Origin of the sequence: Tritonibacter sp. SIMBA_163 (genome assembly GCF_046535935.1) — a bacterium.
In the GTDB taxonomy this organism is placed as follows: domain Bacteria; phylum Pseudomonadota; class Alphaproteobacteria; order Rhodobacterales; family Rhodobacteraceae; genus Epibacterium; species Epibacterium scottomollicae.
The window spans coordinates 1-250 of record NZ_JAWJBP010000955.1 but is presented as its reverse complement, the minus strand read 5'-3'; the positions used below and the strand labels follow the sequence as shown (position 1 = coordinate 250).

Below are 250 nucleotides of genomic sequence, written 5' to 3'. Positions count from 1 at the left end.
CTCGATGAAGTCGAGAACCTCGGCCTTGTGATTGGAGTTTTCATTGACCGCAAGCCCGGCGATCTGCGCTGCAGTCGTGCCGGCTGCGACGCCGTCTGGATGCGGGAACTTGACGATCCCCCAGTTCTTGCTCATCGACTCGCCGGAGGCGACCTTGGCGATCTGGGTGCCAATGAACCACGTGCCCATCGGCAGCATGCCGATTGTGCCATTGAAGAACGGTCCCGAATAATGGGTGTTGGACGTCTTC

Annotated in this window: 1 protein-coding gene; it reads right to left on the bottom strand. The window is 59.2% G+C overall.

Annotated elements, in window-relative coordinates; all coding sequences use genetic code 11:
- Positions 1 to 250, bottom strand: a 250-nt coding sequence (locus R0J92_RS25150; protein WP_411053689.1) for an extracellular solute-binding protein, incomplete at both ends; no start/stop codon positions are given.